We start from the raw sequence: 18,411 nt of genomic DNA, 5'->3' as shown, positions 1-18,411 counted from the left end.
AAGTTAAGCTTTCCAGCGCCGATGGTACTGCACCGGGGACGGTGTGGGAGAGTAGGACACCGCCGGACAAAATTTTGAATGACAGGTGACGCGAGGGAGCCGTCCACGGATTGTGGGTGGCTCCCTCGCGTTGTTCCTGTTCGTTGTCGTGTGTTGAGGGCCGTCCACGGTGTGGGCGGCCCTTTCGCGTTCACCGGCCCTTTCCCGCCGGAGCCTACGTCGCCGACTCGGGCGACGGCCGGTTTCCGGTGACGGGCTCGATCAGACTGGCTCGATCAGGGGACCGTGCACCACGGAGGGCTCGCGCTTATCGGGTCAGGCGGGCGGCCTGGCTTTCCAGGTAGCGCTGCTCGGGCAGGCTCGTGGTGCGGCGGGCGGCCTGGCGGTAGTGGGCTCCGGCGGCCTCCGGGTCGCCGGAGAGTTCCAGCAGATGGGCGCGCACCGCGTCGAGCCGGTGGTGGGCGGTCACCCGGTCGTCGTCGTCCAGCGTCTTCAGCAGAGCCAGGCCGGCTCGCGGGCCGTCGACCATGGCCAGGGCCACGGCGTGGTTGAGCGTCACCATCGGGTTCGGGGCGACGTGTCCGAGCAGGACGTAGAGGGCGAGGATCTGCGGCCAGTCGGTGTCGTCCGCGTGTCCGGCCTCCGCGTGGACGGCGGCGATGGCGGCCTGGAGCTGGTATGGGCCGACGGGGCTGTTCGCCAGGGCGTCGCTGATGAGCGCCACGCCCTCCTTGATGTACGCGGCGTTCCAGAGGGTGCGGTCCTGCTCGGCCAGCGGCACCAGGGTCCCGTCGGCACCGGTGCGCGCCGGGCGGCGCGAGTCGGTGAGCAGCATGAGCGCCAGGAGGCCGGTCACCTCGCCGTCGCCGGGCAGCGACCGGTGCACCAGGCGGGTGAGGCGGATGGCCTCGGCGGTGAGGTCCTCGCGGTGCAGGTCGGGGCCCGACGTCGCCGTGTACCCCTCGTTGAAGATCAGGTAGAGCACGTGCAGCACCGCGCCCAGGCGCTCGGCGCGCTCGTCGCCGGTCGGCATGTGGAACGTGGTGCCGGCGCCCTTGATGCGCTGCTTGGCCCGGCTGATGCGCTGCGCCATGGTCGCCTCGGGCACCAGGAAGGCGCGGGCGATCTGCGCCGTCGTCAGGCCGCCGACCGCCCGGAGCGTGAGCGCGATCTGCGAGGCCCCGGTGAGGGCGGGGTGACAGCACAGGAACAGCAGGGTCAGCGTGTCGTCCCGCTCGGCCGGCCGGTCCTCGTCCGGGCCGGGCTCCGACGGCGCCGAGGCCAGGTCCATCGCGGTGATCGTCGCCTCCCGCCGGCGGCGAGCGTGGTCGCTGCGCCACTGGTCGGTGAGCCGGCGGGTCGCCACGGTGATCAGCCATGCGCGGGGGTTGTCCGGAACGCCTTCGCCGGGCCACTGCACGGTGGCGGCGAGCAGGGCCTCCTGCACGGCGTCCTCGCACGCGTCGAACCAGCCGTGCCGGCGGATGAGGATGCCGAGGACCTGCGGTGCCAGCTCCCGCAGCACGCCCTCGATGTGGGTCTCGCCGGTCACATCTCCGTCCCGTTCTGGTTCATCAGCGGCCGAACCTCTGTCGCCGTGTATCCGGCGGGAACGAGCGCGGCAAGCTCGACCGCGCGTTCCCGGCTCTCGCAGTCAACCAGGTAGTAGCCGCTGAGGTGCTCCCCGGCCTCCCCGCAGGAGCCGGCCGTCACCGTCGGGATTCCCTCGCGTATCCGGACGGTGACGGCCGTGGACGGGTCGGCGAGCGTCTCGGCGCCGAGAAGCTCACCCGACCCGTCTGTCAGGCCGCGGAACCGGTCGTGGTCCCGGAGCACCTCGTCGCGCTGGCCGGCGGACAAGGCGTCCCGGGTCGCCGGGCTCGCGTAGAGCATGATCATGTACTTCACGCTGGGCTCCTCCCACGGGACGGTTACGGGGGAGGAGGCTCAGTCCTCCCCGGCGCCTGTCACCGGTGAGTCGGAGCCCGCCTCCGGACTTCGACGTCCGGAGGGAGCCAGCGCGTCAGCGGGCCGAGACGTAGGTGGTGAAGCTCGGCTGGTTGACGCGGGTGACGGCGTTGTAGCAGACGACGTCACGTACCCGAACGTCCACGCCGAAGGTGTTCCACAGGGTGAGGAGGTTGCAGAACTCCGGGCCGGTGCCGAAGGCGGTCACCTGCACGTTGTCCGGGAGCGCCCCGACCTGGTAGAAGGACACCAGCCGGAAGCCGAGCCCGGCCGACATGATGTCGTTGAACGACCCCTGGGAGTTGAAGGTGATCGCCGGCGGCACCGGGGTGTACGGCCCGGGGTTGGCCGGGGAGTTGTCGAAGACGTAGGCGAAGTTCCTCGGCGGGTTCACCCCGCCGGTGATCGCCCGCTCGCGCTGGTAGGTGAGGTTCCACCCGGTGTTGAGCGGCACGTTGGTGGCGTTGTGGCACCGGACCTGGATCTGCTGGGCGGCCGCGATCGGCGCCCACGCGCTTACCTTGCAGCGGGCGGGCACGCTGGGGTTCACCGCGGTGACCTGGATGTTTCCGGCGATCGTCGAGGATCCGAGGCCGGGCAGGGTGACGGTCCACACCCCGACGCCCGTCGGCCCGACGTTGTTCGCGACGCCCGAGGAGTTGTAGGTCGAGCCGATCGCGCTTCCGGTCCAGTGGATGTAGCCGAACGCGCCGGGCGGCGCCATCCGGCCGGAGCTCTCGGAGAACACGATGCTGTACGGCGTGAACACCGCCGCGCCGCCGTAGCGGTAACACTGCACCACGACGATCTCGTCGGCACCGGACTGGCCCCACTTCTGCACCTGGCACCACACGGCCTCCTGCGAGATCGCCGTCACGTGCACGATCCCGCCCCTCGGGATGCCGATCTGCGGGAACCGCACGTAGGTCTGGCCGATGCCGCCGGGGGTGACCGTGACCGTCGGCCCGGCCGGCCAGCTCCCGGCCTGGCGGGCGATGTCGGGGACGCCGTTGTTGACGTTCACGTGCGCGAACCCCCACCGGTTCGGCACGGCGGCCCCGGCGGCGGTCGCGACCGCCGTCAGGCCCGCCGCCAGCAGGGCGGTGATGCACAGCATTCTGATGATCACTCTGCGTAACTGATGCATTGCGTCCTCGTGCGCTCGGGGGGCTGGACACGGGCAGGCGACCGCGACGCCGGGGCGGCGAGCGAGGTCTGGTCAGGGATGCGGAGCGTGTTCTCACACATCCCTTACGGCTTTTGATAACCCGGCGGGGCAGCGGTGAGAAGACCCAACCGTTCCGGTGGCCCCGGCCCCGCCTGACATCGCCGGTCAAACGGCCCGTCGTTGGCCGAGTAGGCAGGCCGCCCGAAAACCGGCAGGTCACGGCATCCGCACGGACGCCCGCGGTGCGGCCGACGTGACAAGGTGCACGTCAGCGGGGCGAACCCGGCGTGCCGCCGGATGGCACACGCGCGAGGCGGCGGAATCGCCCTCGATCGACCGGCGGAGGTTGAGTGTCCGCTTTAGGACACTAGGGAACGACGAGCAGGGCGTCGCCCACGGGGCGCTCGGCGCCGTCGGAGGGACGGTTGGCCAGCTTGCCCTTGACGACCATGGCGCTGGAGCCGCCGCCGTCCAGGTTGATGGCCTGCCGGGCGCCCAGCCAGAGCATCAGGTGGGCGGCCTCGATCATCGAGGCGCCGACCGTGACGCCGGGCTTGCGGCCGTCGACGGTGGCCAGAAGCAGCTTGCCGGACTTGGTGACGCCGGCGATCGTGCGGGGATGCCTGCGCATGATCATGTTGATGCTGGCGTGGCCGTCGGCCTTGGCGGTGATGCGCTCGCGGCCGTTGCGGACGAGGCCGACGCCGCCCCCGATGACGCTGGTCTCCGGGGTGAGCGGGATGGCCTTGCCGGTGCGCAGGTCGACGACCTTGGAGGTGATGTCGACCTTCCAGGTCTCCCACGCGTGCGACCAGATCCAGTCGCCCATGATGCCGGTGCCGTGCAGCACCCGGGTGCCGGGCTTGACGCGGCCCCCGGCCGGGCGCAGCTCGATCACCGAGCCCTCGGAGTCCAGGACGGCCTCGGCTCCGTCGTCGGAGGGGGTCTTGGCGCCGTACTCCTCGGTGTAGAGCACGAGCTCGTCGGCCCGCGCGACGCGGTTGACGCCGGTGACGGCGGTGCGCTCGCCGTCGACCGACTTGGCGGTGATCGTGGTCTTGACCTCGGTGACGCGCGCGGTGCGGCCCTTGAGCACGAGCGCGCTGCGCCCGGCCACGGCCTCGCTGAGCAGGCGGCCGTCGACCACGGACACGCCGACGGGCTCGCCGCGCAGGTGGCTCTCGGTGTGGATGTTGAAGAAGCCGCCGTTGACCGCCGCCACCGCGCCGGCGCGCTTGGCCATCGAGGACGGGGTCTCGCGCTTGGCCACGCTCGTGCCGATGCTGGCGTGGTAGGAGCCCCTGAAGGCGCGGGGGTCGACGGTGAGGACGCGGACGTCCCACGGGCCGGTGGTCTTGGTGCCGTCGTCGCCGAGGTAGTCGACCTTGGAGCTGATGCCGGCGTCCTTGAGCTTCCCGACGGTCTTGGCCGCCTTGGCCCGATCGTCGAGGTCCCACAGGCCGACGCGGACCATGTGGCCGACGGCCTCGGGGTAGTCGGCGACGCCAGGACGGGTGAACCGCTGGACGCCGGCGGTGAGGCCCGCCGCCTCCACGGCCTGCGCCAGGGCGCCGGCCTCCTCCTCGGAGAAGACGTCCTTGCCGCCCTTCAGCACCGACACGGTGTACCCCTCGGTGGCGGTGCCGTGGTCGAGCGTGAACAGGTCGATGCCGGCCGCGACGGCCCTGTGCTTCTGGGCCGCGGCGCCGGGCCGTCCCAGCGGGAAGTTCGTCGTCGGCAGCGCCGCGCGCGCCGACGCGGCCTCGGGGTCGGCCATCGCCGGCGCCGGTGCCATGACGGTTGCGAGCGTGACGGCGGCGAGACCGGCGGCGAGACGACGTGGCATCAAGGCTCCTGGGGGTGATCTACTCCTTGATGCACCATGGTCTTGGAGCGGACACGCCCGGCGGGGGGGAACACGCCAACGTCTACGAGAATGTAACCGCTTTGTCGGTCATCTGCCGTTCTGTGCCCGGGTGGGCGACGGCCGGCCCTCGTCTCCCGGCCGGTGGGTGTCAGCGGATCTCCCGCCGGAACGACTCCAGGGCGAGCAGGGCGACGTGCAGCGAGAGGCAGGCCTCGACGTCGTCCAGGTCGGTGTCCAGGACGCGTTCCAGGCGGCGGAGCCTGTCGTAGAAGGCGGGCCGGGACAGGTGGGCGCGCTGGGCGGCGACCGCCTTGTTGCGGCCGGCCTCCAGGTACGTCCGCAGGATGGCGGTGAGGTCGCCGCCCCGGTGGGCGTCGTGGGCGAGCAGGGGGCCGAGCTCGCGTTCGGCGAAGGTCTGCAGCCGCGCGTCGTCGCGCAGCAGGTGGAGCAGTCCGCGCAGCCGCAGGTCGGGCAGCCGGTAGAACGGCCGCCTGTCGGGCTGCCGCGCGGCGGCGTCGGCGACCTGCTCGGCTTCGAGGAAGCTGCGCCGCACGTCCCTGACGGACTCGACGACCGACCCGGCGGCCAGGACGAACGGGGTGGGGAACACGGCGCGCAGCCGCTCGGCGAGCGTGGTCAGCGCCACCTCGGCGAGCGTCCGGGGCGGCAGGGGGAGCAGGACGCCGACGCGGTTCTGGTCCAGGGCGCCGACGAGGGCGGGCAGCCGGGCGTCGCGGCAGGCCGCGGCGGCCGCCTCGGCCAGCTCGTCGAGCCGCGCCTGGGCCTGCAGGTTGAGCGTGGTCTCGGTCTCGGTCAGCCGCAGGACGACGCTGATGAGGTTGCGGCCGGTGAGCGGCACGCCGACGGCGCGGGCGCGCGCGGCGGCCTCGTCGGGGTCGGCGTAGGCGTGGGTGAGGATGCCGGTGAGGATCGTGCCGTGCGCCTGGCGTTCCAGGCTCTCCTGGTGGCGTTCCAGGAGCCGGCCGAGGGCGAGCGTGGTGGCGGCGCGCTCGGCCAGGACGATGTCGCGCGGGCCCGGCGGAGCGTCCAGGAACAGGATCAGCCGGCCCCAGTCGTGGCCGCGCGCGCCGACCATCGTCACCAGCCAGCCGGAGGCGGCGTCGTAGGCGGTGCGCTGGGTGGGCGCGACGGCCCGCGACCGCGCCTCCCAGTTGGCCAGCATGGTGCCGGTGTCGCGGTCGGCGGACTCGCAGGCCAGCACCTGGTGGGCGAGGTTCTCCAGCAGCGCCGGGCGTCCCGACAGGCGTGCGACCTGGATCAGCACCTCCGCCGGGGACGCCCCCTCGACGGACAGGTCGGTGAACACCTCGTGCAGCTGGTCGGAGGCGCGCAGCTCCTCGAGCTGGATGTCGATGATCCGCGCGTGCACCGACTCGGTGATCTGCACGAACGGGGTCTCGCGCGCGAGGGTGACCAGCGGCAGGCCGTGCGTCTCGGCCGACTCGACGACGGCGCGCGGCATCTCGTCGATGAACCTGCGGCCGAGTTCGACGATCAGGCCGGAGGCGCCGACGGCCGCGAGCTCGGCGATGTACTGGGCGAGTTTGTCGGGTTCTTCCGGGAGGGCCACTCCGGTGGTGAGGATCAGCTCGCCGCCGCGGAGCAGGTGGGCGATGTCGCTGATCTCCCCGACGTGGACCCAGCGCACCCGCGAGTCCAGCCGGTCGGACCCGGCCACCACGCGGGGGTTTCCCCGGCGGACGGCGTCCAAAGCGAGGACATCTGCGAGGGTCGGTAGCATATGTCCGAGCCTAGTAAATCACCGTGTAAACTCGACTGCCCCCTACGTGACACAGTGTCGGGTTCCGGCCCTCATGCCTGCCTGAGCCGGGCTTCGAGGCCGTCGAGCAGGGCCACGAGGCCGAAGTCGAAGCTGAGATGGCGCATGGCCATGACGTCGCCGTCCTGTAGGTCGGTCAGGCGGCACACCAGGTCGGGGTAGTCGGCGGCGGCGATCTCGATCTGAGGCCTCATGGCCTTCAGCCACTCCTCGGTGGCGACCTCCGACCGGCCGATGGTGTTCAGCCAGGCGACCTCGGGCGTGGTGGCGCCCAGGACGTAGGCGAGGACGGCCGCGGCGGCGTAGTCGCCGGTGGTGTGCGGGAAGCCGGCCAGTTCCAACGCCTTGAGCAGGGCGTGGTTGGCGGCCAGCGACTTCGGGCCGAGGGCGGGCCGCGAGGAGACCAGCGTGATGGCCCACGGGTGCTTGACCAGCGCGCCGCGCAGGCCGTAGGCGAGCACCGCGACGGCGTCCCGCCAGCCGACGGCGGCGGGGTCGGGGACCGCGACCTCGCCGTACACCTCGTCGAGCACGAGCTCCAGCAGCTCGTCCTTGCTGGCGACGTGCCAGTAGATGCTCGTGGCGCCCGAGCCGAGCCTGGCGGCGAGCTTGCGCATGCTGAGGGAGTCGAGCCCCTCGGCGTCGAGCAGCTCGACGGCGGCTCGGACGATCTGGTCACGGCTCAGCGCGGGCTGGTCTCGGCCGCTCGGGCGCTCCGCCTCGCGCGCCCAGACCGTGGTGAACCATGACTTGTCTGGCACCGTTCGCTCCCTTGTTCGCTCAAGGATAAAACGGCTCGCACATCGTGCGGCTTCCCTCGTACAGTGTGCGAGTGAACTCGAACGCTGTACGAGAAGAGCGGGACGGGCAGGACGGGAAGGACCCCCGGCGCTGGTGGATCCTCGCCGTGCTGTGCCTGAGCCTGCTCGTCCTGGTCGTGGACAACACGGTGCTGAACCTCGCCATCCCGTCGCTGATCCGCGACCTGGGGGCGACCTCGGCCGACATCCAGTGGATCATCGACGCCTACATCCTGGTCTTCGCCGGGCTGCTGCTCACCGCGGGAAGCCTCTCCGACCGGTACGGCAGGCGCCGCTTCCTGATCATCGGGCTGGTGCTGTTCGGCGGCGCGTCCGCGGTGGCGATGGCCGCCCAGGAGCCCTGGCAGCTCATCGGCGCTCGCGCGCTGATGGGCGTCGGCGGCTCGTTCCTGATGCCGAGCACCCTGTCGATCCTGATCACCGTCTTCGACGAGTCGGAGCGGCGCAAGGCCATCGCCGCCTGGAGCGCGGTGGCGATGGTCGGCGTGATCGCGGGGCCGACGGTGGGCGGCTTCCTGCTGGAGCACTACTGGTGGGGCTCGGTGTTCCTGCTGAACATCCCCATCGCGGCCGTCGCGGTCGTGGCCGCCGTGCTGCTGATGCCCGAGTCGCGCGCGCCCGCCCGCCCCGTCGACCCCGTCGGCGCGCTGCTGGCCACCGTCGGCATGGGCGCCCTGGTGTACGTGGTCATCGCGGCCCCGCGCGCCGGGTGGACGTCGGTCACGGGCCTGGCCGGAACGGCCGTCGCGATCGTGGCGCTGGTGGGCTTCGTGCTGTGGGAACGGCGCTGCGAGCATCCCATGCTGCCGCTGTCGCTGTTCGGCGACCGCGACTTCCGGGGGTCGTCGTTCTCCATCCTCCTGATGTCGTTCGGCACCGGCGCGCTGCTGCTCATGCTGACGCAGTACCTGCAGTTCGTCCTGGGCTACAAACCCCTGCAGGCGGGCCTCGCGCTCCTGCCGTACGCCGTCGCGGCCGCGGTGTTCAACGGGGTCGGGGCGGCGCTCGGTCAGCGGGTCAGCAATCGGCTGCTGATCGCCACCGGCCTGCTGGTGATCGCCGGCGGCTTCGCGGTGCTCGGGCTCATCGGCATCGACGACGGGTACGGCATGCTCATCACCGGGCTGATGCTCATGGGGGTCGGGGGAGGCCTCGCGGGGCCCGCCGCGTACGCGACCCTGATGGGGGCGGTGCCGCCCGAGCACGCCGGCGTCGGCTCGGCGCTGAACGACACCATGCAGCAGGCAGGCATGGCGCTGAGCGTGGCCGTGCTCGGCAGCGTGCTCGCCGGGGTCTACACCGCCCGCATGCCGGACGGCGCGCCCGCCGCCGCCCGCGACTCGATCGGCGAGGCGCTGAGGCTGGACGACGCCGGTCTGGCGGTCACCGCGAAGGAGGCGTTCGTGTCGGCGATGTCGTTCGGGGCGTGGGTGGGCGCCGCGTTCACCGTCGCGGCGGGCGTGCTCGCGTTCGTGCTGTTGCGCCCGCGCGCCGTTCCGGTGGCCGAGCTCCGGCGCGAGCCCGTGGCCTGACCGGTGCTTGAATTATGTCCTGACATTATGTCGACCTACTTACCGGACATTAGAAGGTGAAGGGTAGCAACCTGTAAGGTGATTCCCCGGTGCGCCGACACAGTGAAGGTAGGAGCGATGACTGCCAATCGCGATAATCTGACTATGTCCGACCTTCTGCCGCGCCACCGTGCGGTCATGCCGAGCTGGATGTCCCTCTACTACGACGAGCCGATCGAGATCGTGCGGGGGAAGGGCAACCGCGTCGTCGACGCCGAAGGCCGCGCCTACCTCGACTTCTTCGCCGGCATCCTCACCAACATGATCGGCTATGACGTGCCCGAGGTGCGCGAGGCGGTGGACCGCCAGCTCGCCTCGGGCATCGTCCACACCAGCACGCTCTACCTGATGCGCGGCCAGGTCGAGCTCGCCGAGAAGATCGCCAGGCTGTCGGGCATCGAGAACGCGAAGGTCTTCTTCACCAACTCCGGCACCGAGGCCAACGAGGCCGCGCTGCTGCTCGCGACCTACGCCCGCGGCACCGACCAGGTGCTGGCCATGCGGCAGAGCTACCACGGCCGCAGCTTCGGCGCGATCGCGATCACCAGCAACCGCACCTGGAAGAACAACTCGCTGTCGCCGCTCAACGTGCACTTCCTGCACGGCGCCGACCGCCACCTCGCGCAGTTCCGCGGGCTCTCCGACGCCGACTACATCGCGGTGTGCGTCGACGACCTGCGCCATCTGCTCGCCACCGCCGTCTCCAGGGACGTCGCCGCGCTGATCGCCGAGCCGATCCAGGGCGTCGGCGGCTTCACCATGGCGCCCGACGGGCTGTTCCGGGCCTACAAGGAGGTCCTGGACGAGGAGGGCATCCTCTTCATCTCCGACGAGGTGCAGACCGGCTGGGGCCGCACCGGGTCGGCGTTCTTCGGCATCCAGAACCACGACATGACGCCCGACATGATGACCTTCGCCAAGGGCCTGGGCAACGGCTTCGCCGTCGGCGGCGTGGTGGCGCGCGGCGACCTCATGGACGCCCCGCACGCCATCGGCCTGTCCACCTTCGGCGGCAACCCGATCGCCATGGCCGCCGCCAACGCCACCCTCGACTACGTGCTCGAACACGACCTCCAGTCGCGCGCGGCCGTCACCGGCGCGATCCTGCTCGACGGGCTGCGGGAGGCCAAGACCCGGCTGCCCATCGTGGGCGAGGTCCGCGGCAAGGGCCTGATGTTCGCGCTCGAACTGGTCGACCCCGCCACCGGCGCCCCCGCGCCCGCGCTGGCCGGCCGGTTCATGGAGGAGACCAAGAAGCGCGGCCTGCTGGCCGGCAAGGGCGGGCTCTACGGCAGCACGCTGCGCATGGCGCCGCCGCTGACGCTCACCGACGACGAGGCCAGGGAGGGGCTCGGCATCATCCGGGCCGCGCTGGAGACCGTCAACGAGGAGGTCGGCAAGTGACGCGGGAGGAGCGGCCGGTGAAGCGCATCACGCACTGGATCGACGGCGCCGAGACGGCGGCCGCGCGGCCCGAGCGCAGGGGCGAGGTCTTCGACCCCGCCACGGGCGCCGTCAGCGGCCACGTCGACCTCGCCGCCGCCGCCGACGTGGACGCCGCGGTCGCGGCGGCCAAGGCGGCGTTCCCGGCGTGGCGGGACGCCTCGCTGGTCAGGCGGGCCCAGGTGCTGTTCCGGTTCCGCGAGCTGATGTACGCCCGCCGCGGCGAGCTGGCCGCGCTGATCAGCGCCGAGCACGGCAAGGTGCACTCCGACGCGCTCGGCGAGGTGGCACGCGGCCTGGAGGTCGTGGAGTTCGCCTGCGGCATCCCGCACCTGCTCAAGGGCGGCTTCTCCGAGAACGTCTCGACCAGCGTCGACTCCTTCTCGCTGCGCCAGCCGCTGGGTGTGGTCGCCGGCGTCACGCCGTTCAACTTCCCGGCGATGGTGCCGATGTGGATGTTCCCCGTCGCGATCGCGTGCGGCAACACCTTCGTGCTCAAGCCGTCCGAGCGCGACCCGTCGGCCTCGATGCTCATGGCGGCGCTGTGGAAGGAGGCCGGCCTGCCGGACGGCGTTTTCAACGTCGTGCACGGCGACAAGGCCGCCGTCGACCGGCTGCTGGAGCACCCCGACGTGCGCGCCGTCTCCTTCGTCGGCTCCACGCCGATCGCGCGGTACGTCTACGAGACCGGCACCCGGCACGGCAAGCGGGTGCAGGCGCTCGGCGGCGCCAAGAACCACATGCTCGTCCTGCCGGACGCCGACCTCGACCTGGTCGCCGACGCCGCCGTGAACGCGGGCTTCGGCTCGGCGGGGGAGCGCTGCATGGCGATCTCGGTCGTGCTCGCGGTCGACCCGGTGGGCGACGAACTGGTCGGCAAGATCGTCGAGCGGGTGGGCCGGCTGACCGTCGGGCCCGGCGACGACCCCGCCTCCGACATGGGCCCGCTGGTCACCGGCCCGCACCGCGACAAGGTCGCCTCCTACCTGGACACCGCGGTGGCCGAGGGCGCCAAGATCGTCGTCGACGGCCGCGAGACGCCGGTCAAGGGCGGCACGACCGCCGCGGGCACCCCGGGCTTCTGGCTCGGCCCCACGGTCGTCGACCAGGTGGCGCCGGGGTCGGCGGTCCACCGGGACGAGATCTTCGGCCCGGTGCTGTCGATCGTCCGCATCTCCTCGTACGAGGAGGGGATGAAGATCATCAACGATGTCGAGTACGGCAACGGCACCGCGATCTTCACCAACGACGGCGGCGCCGCGCGGCGCTTCCAGAACGAGGTCGAGGTCGGCATGGTCGGCATCAACGTGCCGATCCCGGTGCCGATGGCGTTCTACAGCTTCGGCGGCTGGAAGGCCTCGCTGTTCGGCGACACGCATGTCCACGGCACCGAGGGCGTCCACTTCTACACGCGTGGCAAGGTCGTCACGTCCCGCTGGCTCGACCCGAGCCACGGCGGCGTGAACCTGGGGTTCCCCACCAACGGGTGACCATGGGGAGGCCGCCGCTCCCGGGCCAATGCGACGCATTTATATTGCTTAGTCCGGGCGTTTTACGTTAAATACTTCGATGTATTGTTCTCGTGGCGAGTATTGGCCGCAGGCAAAGAGATACATCGCGCCGCGCAGGTTTTCCAACCGGTTCGGGAAAACGTGGTCGCCGACTTTATCAGCTGGCAAAACATTGTGGTCGCCAGGGGCTTTCAAAGACCGCTGGTGGGACAATCAAAGGGTGACTAATTATACGAAGCGCGCTTTGGTGAGCGGCGTGCTCACCGGTGTCGCGCTCATCCATTCGCCTGCTCCTGCGGGCGCCGAAGCCGTGGCGGGTCCGCCACCCCGTCCCGTGGCGACCGGTTACGCCGGGGCCGGGGTCGTCTACGGAAATCCGGGTGGTGCCTTTCTATTCGGATCTGGTACATACGGCGCTATCAACTGTTATGTGGCATGCCCAGTTCCCCCGGGCGTCACCGTCTCCACGGTCGGCCGTCCCACGGCCATCCCGGTAGAGCCGGGTACCATCCCGCTTTGCGCGGCGCTTTTCCTGCCGCAGAGGCTCTGCAAGGTTCCGCCCGGTATGGCTGGGCCGCCCGGGCCGCAGGGCCCGCCTGGAGCGCCCGGTCCCGACGGTGCGCCGGGTCTGCCTGGACCGGATGGTGCGCCGGGCATGCCTGGAGCGCCCGGTCCCGACGGTGCGCCTGGCCTGCCCGGAGCGCCCGGTCCGGATGGTGCGCCCGGCATGCCTGGAGCACCCGGCCCGGATGGTGCGCCTGGTCCGGTGGGTCCGCAGGGGCCGGTCGGTCCGGTCGGTCTGCCCGGTCCCGACGGTGCGCCGGGTCTGCCCGGTCCCGACGGCGCCCCGGGCCCTGACGGTGCTCCCGGCGCGCCTGGCCCCGTAGGCCCGCAGGGGCCCCAGGGTGCTCCCGGGCCGGATGGAGCGCCCGGCCCCGACGGTGCGCCCGGCCCCGACGGTGCGCCCGGCCCCGACGGTGCGCCCGGTCCCGACGGCGCGCCCGGCGCGCCCGGCCCCGACGGCGCCCCTGGCCCTGATGGTGAGCCCGGCCTCCCCGGAGCACCGGGCCCTGATGGTGCTCCCGGTGCGCCTGGCCCCGTGGGCCCGCAGGGGCCCGAGGGCTTCCCCGGACCGGATGGAGCGCCCGGCCTGCCCGGTGCGCCCGGTCCCGACGGCGCCCCTGGTCCTGACGGAGCGCCCGGCCCCGCGGGGCCGCAGGGTCCCGAGGGTCCGCCCGGACCGGAGGGCCCGGCCGGCCCTGAAGGTCTCGGCGGCCCGCCCGGGCCCGCCGGACCGCAGGGACCCGAGGGACCGCAGGGACCCGAAGGACCTCCCGGACCCGAGGGCCCTGCCGGTCCTCCCGGGGAGTTCGGTGTCACGGGTGCCCCGGTGACGCTCGTCCCCACTCCGGTGGTGCGGCCCGTGCCGCTGGTGCGGCCCGTCCCGGTCGTCCGGCCCGTGGCGCTGGTGCGGCCCGTGCCGGTCGTCCGGCCGGTGCCCGTGTACCCGTGGGCGCCCTGTGCCACGACCATCGCCGTGGTCCAGCGCGTCTGCCTGCCCTGACCCGGCCAGGCGGATGAGGTGGCGGTGGGCGCGCGGCCGTCGAGGCCCGCGCCCGCCGTCCATCGGAACCCGCCCCCGCCGCCCGCCGGGGGCGACTCCGGGCTCCCGTTTTCCGCGGGCCGGTAGGCTCCCGGGCAGGACGGCGGGTGCGAGGGGGCTGAAGTGATCGCGACGGGGCGGCTCCGGGCCGGTCTAGCGGTGTCGCTCGCCGCGGCGACCGTGCTGGTCACCGCGTGCGGAGGGCCTGCGGTCCCGCCTCGGTCCGCCGGAGCCGGCGTGCCGCTGACCACCACGCCGGCGCCCGCCTCCTCCGGCGCCCCCACTCCCTCACGGACGCCCGCTCTCACGGCCACCCCGCGGCCGACGCCGACCCCCACCCCGGCCGCGACGTCGTCGCCCTCGGCGCTCGGGCCGGCGGAGGGCGCCGTCACCGTCCTCACCTTCCGCGGCTACGCCGAATACGGCGGCAGCGACCCGAGGGCCAACTGGGTGGTGCCCTTCGAGCGTGAGACCGGCTGCCGGGTCAACCTGCGCTTCCCGCAGACCCCCGGCGACATGGACAAGGCGGTCGACCAGATCCGGCACGACGTCGTGTCCGCGCCCCCGGAGGTCGCGGGGCGGCTGATCGCCGAGGGCAAGGTCGTCCCGATCAACACCGCGCTGGTTCCGCACTACGACGACCTCGCCGAACGGCTGAGGACCCGCCGCTCGGTCGCCGCCGGGGGCCGCGTGTACGGCGTGCCGTACCTGTGGGGCTCGTATGTGACGTTGTACGACGCCACCGGGAAGCGCGCCATGAAGGGGCGAGATCTCTTCACCGACGCCGGCCCGGCGATGTTCAGGGACAGCCCGCTGACGATCGCCGACGCCGCCCTCGCGCTCGCGCGGCAGCGGCCCGCCCTGGGCATCGACGACCCGTTCCAGCTCACGCGGGCTCAGCTCGACGCCGTGATGAGCTTCCTGGCGGGGCCGGACGACGGCGAGCGGCTGTACTGGAAGGAGCCGATCGAGGCGCTCCAGGCGCTGGCCGGGGGGACGGCGCGCATCGGCCGGGCCCTGCCCTACCACCTCGACATGCTGCGCAGGGCCGATCGCGCCGTGAAGGCGGTGCCCGATGAGGCCACCACCGGCTTCGTGGACGCGTGGATGGTGTCCGCCCGCGCGACCGCGCCCAACTGCGCCTACCGCTGGCTCGACTACATGAGCTCGAAGTCGGCGCAGCGGGAGGCAGCGGCGTGGACGGGCCTCGCCCCCGCCAACCCCGACGCCTGCGAGCGCAGGACGGCGCGGGTGTGCTCGGCCTACCGCCTCGACGACGACGCCTGGCTGAAGAAGATCGAGTTCGCGGTCCGCCCGGGCGTCGACTGCCCCCGGGGCGAGCGGTGCACCGACTACGCCGAGTGGACGGCCCGGTGGCGCGCGCTCGTCGACTGAGCCGGCGCGAGGGAGCGGCCCGGCAGGCCGCTCGCATGGTGATCCGTCCGACCGGGTGAGCCGCGAGCGGGCCGGCGGCCCGCCGCGGCGCCCCTTGTACCCGCATGCCCCGGTCTGCTCTCGCGGACCCCCATTGAATGGTCGACCAGTCAGTTGGTACCGTCGTGCGCATGCGAATTCTCCTGGTGGGTGCCGGTGGCGTGGGTTCCGCGGTGGTCCCGATCGCCGCCCGCCGTGACTTCTTCGAGCACATGGTCGTCGCCGATCAAGACCTCTCGAAGGCCGAGAAGGCGGTCGCCGCGCAGGCGTCCCCCGCAGGCACGCCTGAGGACGGCGGGCGGCGGCGACATCCGCGCTTCAGCGCGATCGCGCTGGACGCCTCCGACCCCGGGGCCGTGGAGGCCGCGCTGCGCGAGCACCGCTGCGACGTGCTGCTCAACGCGGTCGATCCCCGCTTCGACATGCCGTTGTTCCACGCCGCGCTGAACGCCGGCGCCGACTACCTCGACATGGCGATGTCCCTGTCGCGCCCGCACCCGCGCCGGCCGTACGAGGTGCCCGGCGTCAAGCTGGGCGACGAGCAGTTCGCCCTGGCGGAGCAGTGGGAGGACCGGGGCGGCCTGGCCCTGCTGGGCATGGGCGTGGAGCCCGGCCTCGCCGACGTCTTCGCCCGCTACGCGGCCGACCACCTGTTCGCCTCCATCGACGAGATCGGCATCCGCGACGGCTCCAACCTGGTCGTGCGCGGCCCCGACGGCGAGCAGGGCTTCGCGCCGACGTTCTCGATCTGGACCACCATCGAGGAGTGCCTCAACCCGCCGGTGATCTGGGAGAACGGCGCCTGGCACACCACCGAGCCGTTCAGCGAGCCGGAGGTGTTCGACTTCCCCGAGGGCATCGGCCCGGTGGAGTGCGTGAACGTGGAGCACGAGGAGGTGCTGCTGATCCCCCGATGGGTGCCGGCCGGGCGCGTCACGTTCAAGTACGGCCTCGGCGCGGAGTTCATCGACGTGCTCAGGACCCTGCACAAGCTCGGCCTGGACTCCACCGCCGCGGTGCGGGTGCGTGGTGTGGAGGTGTCGCCGCGCGACGTCGTGGCCGCCTGCCTGCCCGACCCGGCGACCCTCGGCGACCGGATGAGCGGCAAGACCTGCGCGGGCACGTGGATCAAGGGCGCCGGCAAGGACGGCCGGCGCCGGGAGGTCTACCTGTACCACGTGGTCGACAACGAGTGGACGATGCGCGAGTACGGCACGCAGGCCGTGGTCTGGCAGACCGCGGTCAACCCCGTCGTCGCGCTGGAGCTGCTCGCCGGGGGCGCCTGGAAGGGCCGCGGCGTCCTGGGCCCCGAGGCGTTCGACCCCGTCCCGTTCCTCGACCTGCTGCGGGAGTACGGCGCCCCCTGGGGGATGCGCGAGCAGTGACCGCGCTCAGGGCAGCGCGGCGCTCCTTGAGGAGGACGGGTCGCGGCGCGGCGCGGGCGTGGCGGGCAGCAGCGCCTTGGCGCACTCCTCGCAGGCCATGACCGGCGCGTCGTCCGGCAGCCGTCCCACGCGGATGCGGGGCCGCGGCCACTTCTTGTGGCAGACGACGCAGGCGTCCCCGTCGCGCTGCGGGCCGGTGAGGTCTTCTGGGTCGAACGTCAGGTTGAGCCGTGTCGCTCCGGACGGATCCCAGCTCATCACGCTCCCGTGGTTTGAGTGCCTCGTACCCGACCGTTATAACCCCACTGCGCGCTGTGATCGACTAGGCCGATGCCAAGGACGGGTTAAATCGATGGCATGGCGTGCCCCCTTTTACGACAAAAGGGACACGCCGCAGCAAGCCGGGTGCCCCTTTTGTGCCGTTACTAAACGGACGCGATGGCCTTCTCCAGGATGGAGAGCCCTTCCTCCAGAAGATGGTCGGGAATGGAAAGCGGAGGCAGGAAGCGCAGGACGTTGCCGTAGGTGCCCGCGGTCAGCACCACCAGCCCCTCCGCGTGGCAGCGCCGGGCGATCTCGCCGGTCACGGCCGCGTCCGGGTCCGTGGTGCCCGGCGCGACCAGCTCGATCGCGGTCATCGCGCCGCGTCCCCGGACGTCGCCGACGATGGGGAAGCGGCCGGCCAGCGCCCTGAGCCGGGGCAGCGTGATCTCCCCGATCCGCCGGGCACGCTCGACCAGGCCGTCGGCCTCGATGGTGTCGAGCACCGCCAGCGCCGCCTCGCAGGCGAGCGGGTTGCCGCCGTAGGTGCCGCCCAGGCCGCTGACGTGGACGGCGTCCAGCAGCTCGGCCCTGCCGGTCACGGCGGCCAGCGGGAGGCCGCCCGCGATGCCCTTGGCCGTGCAGATGACGTCGGGCACGACGCCCTCGTCCTCGCAGGCGAACAGGTGCCCGGTGCGGGCGAATCCGGTCTGCACCTCGTCGGCGACGAAGACGATGCCGTTGGCCCGCGCGTACTCGGCCATGGCGGGCAGGAAGCCGCGGGCCGGCTCGATGAAGCCGCCCTCGCCCTGGATCGGCTCGACCACGATCGCGGCGACGTTACCCGCGCCGATCTGCTTGTCGATCGCGTCGATCGCCTGCGCCGCCGCCTCGGCCGCGCAGTTCTCGGGCCCGGTCGGCCAGCGGAACGGGTACGCCATCGGCATGCGGTACACCTCGGGAGCGTACGGGCCGAAGCGGTGCTTGTACGGCATGTTCTTGGCCGTGAGCGTCATCGTCAGCAGGGTGCGGCCGTGGTAGCCGTGGTCGAACACGACGACGGCCTGCCGCCCGGTCGCGTGCCGGGCCACCTTCACCGCGTTCTCCACGGCCTCGGCGCCGGAGTTGAGCAGGAACGAGCGCTTCTCGTGGTCGCCCGGGGTGAGCTCGTTGAGCCGCTCGCACACCCGCACGTACGACTCGTACGGCGTGACCATGAAGCAGGTGTGCGTGAAGTCGGCGACCTGCTTGCGGACCCGCTCGACCACACGCGGCGCCGCGTTGCCCACGGTGGTCACCGCGATGCCGGAGCCGAAGTCGATCAGCGAGTTGCCGTCGGCGTCCACGAGCACCCCGCCGCCGGCGTGGGTCACGAAGACCGGCAGCGTCGTGCCGATGCCCTGCGGCACGGCCGCGCGCTTGCGCGCGAACAGCTCCCGCGACCTCGGGCCGGGGATCTCGGTGACCAGGCGGCGTTCCTGCGCGAGCGTGGGGCCGCCGTGCGCGGGCGGCGCGACCGGGGGCTGGTGCGTGTCAGGCTCGGTGCTCATGTCTGCGACGCTACGTGCCCGGCACCCC

At 72.2% G+C, this 18,411-nt stretch carries 15 protein-coding genes; 7 read left to right on the top strand and 8 right to left on the bottom strand.

Features of this window, described 5'->3' with window-relative positions:
• Window positions 1–307: 307 nt before the first annotated feature.
• The 6 genes from PYR91_RS07520 to PYR91_RS07495 all read right to left on the bottom strand — a co-directional run bounded on the left by PYR91_RS07520 (window position 308) and on the right by PYR91_RS07495 (window position 7,565).
• Window positions 308–1,552 carry a DUF6596 domain-containing protein gene (locus PYR91_RS07520; RefSeq protein WP_279778481.1) on the bottom strand — a complete coding sequence of 415 codons (1,245 nt, stop codon included), beginning with the start codon at window positions 1,550–1,552 and terminating at the stop codon, window positions 308–310.
• A complete protein-coding gene (locus PYR91_RS07515) occupies window positions 1,549–1,899 on the bottom strand; it encodes a YciI family protein (RefSeq protein ID WP_279778490.1) in 351 nt (116 codons plus the stop codon). Before PYR91_RS07515 ends, PYR91_RS07520 begins: the two co-directional genes overlap by 4 nt.
• Window positions 1,900–2,023: 124 nt before the next feature.
• Window positions 2,024–3,097, bottom strand: coding sequence for a hypothetical protein (locus tag PYR91_RS07510; protein WP_279778480.1), 1,074 nt, complete (start codon window positions 3,095–3,097; stop codon window positions 2,024–2,026).
• A 406-nt stretch (window positions 3,098–3,503) separates the two neighbouring features.
• Window positions 3,504–4,982, bottom strand: a complete 1,479-nt coding sequence (locus PYR91_RS07505; protein WP_279778479.1) for a phosphodiester glycosidase family protein — start codon at window positions 4,980–4,982, stop codon at window positions 3,504–3,506.
• A gap of 169 nt (window positions 4,983–5,151) precedes the next feature.
• On the bottom strand, window positions 5,152–6,765 hold the full coding sequence (locus tag PYR91_RS07500; protein ID WP_279778476.1) for a PucR family transcriptional regulator: 1,614 nt from the start codon (window positions 6,763–6,765) through the stop codon (window positions 5,152–5,154).
• A 71-nt stretch (window positions 6,766–6,836) separates the two neighbouring features.
• Window positions 6,837–7,565: a TetR/AcrR family transcriptional regulator gene (locus tag PYR91_RS07495; RefSeq protein ID WP_279778475.1), complete on the bottom strand. Its 729-nt coding sequence runs from the start codon at window positions 7,563–7,565 to the stop codon at window positions 6,837–6,839.
• 71 nt (window positions 7,566–7,636) lie between these two features.
• Here PYR91_RS07495 and PYR91_RS07490 point away from each other — a divergent pair, with 71 nt between their 5' ends.
• From PYR91_RS07490 to PYR91_RS07460, 7 genes are all read left to right on the top strand, one after another.
• Window positions 7,637–9,157: an MFS transporter gene (locus PYR91_RS07490; protein WP_279778473.1), complete on the top strand. Its 1,521-nt coding sequence runs from the start codon at window positions 7,637–7,639 to the stop codon at window positions 9,155–9,157.
• A gap of 144 nt (window positions 9,158–9,301) precedes the next feature.
• Window positions 9,302–10,600, top strand: coding sequence for an aspartate aminotransferase family protein (locus PYR91_RS07485; protein ID WP_279778471.1), 1,299 nt, complete (start codon window positions 9,302–9,304; stop codon window positions 10,598–10,600).
• 17 nt (window positions 10,601–10,617) lie between these two features.
• On the top strand, window positions 10,618–12,129 hold the full coding sequence (locus PYR91_RS07480; RefSeq protein WP_279778469.1) for a CoA-acylating methylmalonate-semialdehyde dehydrogenase: 1,512 nt from the start codon (window positions 10,618–10,620) through the stop codon (window positions 12,127–12,129).
• A gap of 638 nt (window positions 12,130–12,767) precedes the next feature.
• Window positions 12,768–13,037 carry a hypothetical protein gene (locus tag PYR91_RS07475; protein WP_279778467.1) on the top strand — a complete coding sequence of 90 codons (270 nt, stop codon included), beginning with the start codon at window positions 12,768–12,770 and terminating at the stop codon, window positions 13,035–13,037.
• 503 nt (window positions 13,038–13,540) lie between these two features.
• Window positions 13,541–13,714, top strand: a complete 174-nt coding sequence (locus PYR91_RS07470) for a hypothetical protein (RefSeq protein ID WP_279778466.1) — start codon at window positions 13,541–13,543, stop codon at window positions 13,712–13,714.
• A 276-nt stretch (window positions 13,715–13,990) separates the two neighbouring features.
• Window positions 13,991–15,148, top strand: coding sequence for an extracellular solute-binding protein (locus tag PYR91_RS07465; RefSeq protein ID WP_279778464.1), 1,158 nt, complete (start codon window positions 13,991–13,993; stop codon window positions 15,146–15,148).
• 170 nt (window positions 15,149–15,318) lie between these two features.
• Entirely contained in the window at window positions 15,319–16,572 is a 1,254-nt protein-coding gene (locus PYR91_RS07460) for a saccharopine dehydrogenase C-terminal domain-containing protein (RefSeq protein WP_279778463.1), read from the top strand.
• A gap of 6 nt (window positions 16,573–16,578) precedes the next feature.
• On the opposite strand, the gene PYR91_RS07455 is transcribed toward PYR91_RS07460, so the two are convergent.
• Complete coding sequence (locus tag PYR91_RS07455; RefSeq protein WP_279778462.1) at window positions 16,579–16,830, bottom strand: hypothetical protein; 252 nt, start codon at window positions 16,828–16,830, stop codon at window positions 16,579–16,581.
• 167 nt (window positions 16,831–16,997) lie between these two features.
• On the bottom strand, window positions 16,998–18,383 hold the full coding sequence (gabT, locus tag PYR91_RS07450; RefSeq protein WP_279778460.1) for a 4-aminobutyrate--2-oxoglutarate transaminase: 1,386 nt from the start codon (window positions 18,381–18,383) through the stop codon (window positions 16,998–17,000).
• Window positions 18,384–18,411 lie beyond the last annotated feature (28 nt).

It is taken from the genome of Sphaerisporangium sp. TRM90804 (assembly GCF_029846175.1).
GTDB lineage: Bacteria > Actinomycetota > Actinomycetes > Streptosporangiales > Streptosporangiaceae > Sphaerisporangium.
This window is presented reverse-complemented; position numbering and strand designations above follow the sequence as displayed.